Origin of the sequence: Kistimonas scapharcae (assembly GCF_039540975.1) — a bacterium.
GTDB lineage: Bacteria > Pseudomonadota > Gammaproteobacteria > Pseudomonadales > Endozoicomonadaceae > Kistimonas > Kistimonas scapharcae.
This window is the reverse complement of record NZ_BAABFL010000146.1, coordinates 1-578: the sequence shown is the minus strand read 5'-3', so window position 1 is coordinate 578 and position 578 is coordinate 1. Positions and strand designations below refer to the sequence as shown.

The 578-nt window shown below is 54.5% G+C and carries 1 protein-coding gene; it reads right to left on the bottom strand.

Annotated elements, in window-relative coordinates; translation table 11 throughout:
• The coding region (locus ABD892_RS10090; RefSeq protein ID WP_345195496.1) for a hypothetical protein at positions 1-578 on the bottom strand (578 nt) is incomplete at both ends.

Here is a 578-nt window from a genome sequence, read left to right as displayed (position 1 = left end):
TCGACACCTGAGATGTTTCCGCCAACGTCAACCCGCCAGATAGCAGAGGTAGATGGTTTGGCTGGATACGCATTACCTGAAAGGTCAATCAGCCCAAGTTCAGCCACGGTCCCATTAAGGCTTGCGACAAATGTCTCTGCCTGATCGCGGTAAGCCTTTGTCTGATCCCGTAAGGTGGTGGATTCGTCCCTGAAGCCTTCGGCCTCATCACGCAAGACACCGGCAATGTTTGAGTAATTGGCGGCGTTGGATTCGTGGTTCTGGGCGTTGGTCATGGCGACACCGGCCTGATCCCGATAGGTCAGGGACAGGTCACGGGCACTCTCGGTGCTGGAGAGTACAGCTTGTGCAGATACCAGAGCGGTGTCTGTATCAGACTTGGCGGTCAATACTTCCGTGTGTTTGATAACGACATCGCCATGCTTCGCCACCACATTGTCGTGTTTGGTGGTGACATCCGATTGACGGGAAGTAATATCGGCCTGCTTCGCAGCAACATCAACCTGCTTACTGGTCACGTCTGACTGGCGGGTGATTACATCATCCTGCCTGTCTTCTACATCCTGCCGGTTGGCGGC